This window comes from Lysinibacillus sphaericus, assembly GCF_015844675.1.
GTDB classification, from domain to species: Bacteria; Bacillota; Bacilli; order Bacillales_A; family Planococcaceae; genus Lysinibacillus; species Lysinibacillus sphaericus_E.
Genome location: NZ_LDGC01000084.1, coordinates 1 through 2,865, shown reverse-complemented (window position 1 = coordinate 2,865; position 2,865 = coordinate 1). Strand labels below are relative to the sequence as shown.

Genomic DNA, 2,865 nt, shown 5'->3' with positions numbered 1-2,865 from the left:
GCTGCCTGTTCTTCGAACAGTTCGACTACCGTCTTCTCTCTTGGATACTCTGTCTTGGTTGCATTGAAGTCATGGAGGATCTTTTCTTTTTCATCCTCAGTCACGGTTTCTATTTCCGCTACTTGTCTGTCTGGATTTTCTGCGATTTCCTCACTGATCTTCACCAAACGTTCTAATAACCTCTGTATGTCTTCTTCACTAAATTGATTTGGATTATACATAATGTCAAAACCAAGTGCTCCATCCATTTCATATCCTGCTATAGATATTGCATAATTGGTTTGTTCTCTTGCTTGTTCGAGTGCTACCATCATCTGATTTTTATCAGTTTCTTGTTGTTCTGACTCTAATCCAGACATATAGTTTTCAAAAACATACAGGACTTTAATCAATTCTGTTCCTTGCAGTGTCTCATTTTGTATCTCTGCCAATGAATAATAATCATAGCTCGTACTTTCATTTCCCTGTTCTTGCTGTTTCTTCAACAGTTCCCTAATGCTCATCTTATCTTCTGTTCTTACTCTTACTGGAATAGTATTAATGAACAGACCTACCATATCTTCTATGCCCTTGATATCAGCATTTCTTCCTGATACGACTTTTCCAAAGACTACATCTTGGTTTCTAGTACATACTTGCAGCATGATTCCACATATTACTTCAGCGACTGTATTAATCGTACTTCCATTTTGTTCTGCAATTCGCTGTAGAGTCGATGTTACCTTCCGATCGACAGCTATCCTTTGTCTTCGCATCTGTTCATCGCTAGACTCTTTTGGCTTGTTCATCGGAGTGATTTCACAGTCACTGTCATAATCATCTAATAACTTGCTCCAGTATTCTTTTGCTTTTTCCTGATCTTGTTTTCTTAGCCAATGAATATAGTCTTCAAATTCACCATTTTCAAGTTTTTCTCGTTCAATCTCAGACTCAATCTTAGATTTACTGACACCACTATCTAATTGTTGGTAATACTCAAAAAACTTTCCGTTCAGTATACCTAGACACCATCCATCAATAATGATATGATGCATTGTCCAAATAAATTTACAATAGTTTTCATCATAAATGATACGCGTTACTCTTAAAAGTGAATCTCTTTGTAAATCAAAATTCCGATTTAAATCTTGATCTACCAACTCAGCTAAACATGCTTCTTTTTCATCATAACTATGATTTGATAAATCGATACATTTATATTCAATTTTTCGCTCTTTCAACACTACTTGACGAGGTTTTTCCATCTTTTCATGAAAAAATGATGTCCGTAGTATAGAATATCTTTTGGATAATAAATCCAAGGCGCTCTCTATCACCTCATTTTTCAAACCTAAACGAACAGAAAATACACTCTGAATTACATAACTTGTAGATGTCTTTTCTACTAAATTATGATATAGTATTCCCTCTTGTAAAGGAGTTAATGCATATATACTTTCTATATTTTTATTTATTATCTTTCCTTTTGCCATAAGTTACCTCTTTCTATTTTAGCTAGAATGACAGCACCTATCGCACTATCACTCTAGCTTATGGTATCAGTATTTTAATAGCTCGACATCAAAAAAATGAATTGATTAAATCCAGTTCATTTTCATTAATATCCGAATCCTCCAGATCTGATATTGTAATGCTAGTATCATCTTTTAAGATACAGTGTTTAATCATCTCAACTAATGCTTTTTCATATAACTTAGCTAAACTAGTCATTTCCTCAAAACTAGCAAACTTTTTATCATAGCTTAATTGAATGTTTAAAACTCCATTCGCAATAATGCCATTAAACAGAATATTGGAGACACTTTTGTTTTCCTTCGCAATATTCTGTCCTGCAGAGTACGCAATCTGGTCTTTCGTACTATTATCGCTCTTCAGATCTCCTATCTGTCCCAGATAATTGAAACAAATGTCTGGTTGAATGTAATCTTTTTCAGAATAAAGTAATCCAAATTTCAATCCTTTATTTGGTACTGCTCTTAATTTTTCTTTCACTGAAACGATAGACTCTTGAATATCTTCACTACAATCAAATACAACAGGATACTGTGTCGTGAACCAACCTACTGTAGAAGTAATGTTTATATCATCTTCGATTGGCTCTCTTCCATGTCCTTCAAGACAAATGACAATCTTCTTATCAGATTTCCATCGATATATCGCAGTTGTTAACGCCGCTAATAATAAATCATTCACTTCTGTGCTATAAGCTGTTCCAGCTTCTAAAACTAATTTTTGTGTAGTATCCGAATCAAAACTAATAACTACGTCCTCATCCTTTATATCTTCCATACTTCTCGTTATACCAGTGATAGGAATGATTTGTTTTATGGTTTTTTCCCAATATGCTTTATCACAATCTAAAGATGGACTTGAAGCATACTTCTCTAATTCTTCTGCCCATTCCATAAATGAGGCCGTCTTCTCTGGTAATCTTATCTCTTCATTCTTCTGGATCTGATCTACTGCTGTTTCAAAATCCTCTGCAAGAATTCGCCAAGATACACCGTCGATTGCTAGATGGTGTACACAGAACATCATTACTTTATCATGGTCTGTTTCAAATACAGCAATTTTTACCAACGAACCAGTCTCCAGATTGATGCTCGCCTGTATTTCACTGCAGCGCTCTTGAATGGCTTGCTTGACGTCATCTTTTCCTCGGTAATCAAACTCATAAAAATCACACAATTTGCTTTCACTGATTGGAAGGATTTCGAGTTGTTGATTTCTGTATACTGCCCTTAACATGTCATGATGTTTCACAAGTTCTTCGATTGCTTGCTTTATTTGTGTATTATCAATCCCGTCTACTGGGAACATCATTGTCTGGTTAAAGTGTTCTGGCTTTTCTAAGTTCCAAGAATC

2 protein-coding genes are annotated in these 2,865 nt (G+C 34.9%); both read right to left on the bottom strand.

The window, feature by feature from the left end:
• On the bottom strand, positions 1-1,472 hold a 1,472-nt coding region (locus ABE34_RS20605), incomplete at its 3' end, for a condensation domain-containing protein (RefSeq protein WP_241756712.1).
• 88 nt (positions 1,473-1,560) lie between these two features.
• On the bottom strand, positions 1,561-2,865 hold a 1,305-nt coding region (locus ABE34_RS20600; RefSeq protein ID WP_241747261.1), incomplete at its 5' end, for a condensation domain-containing protein.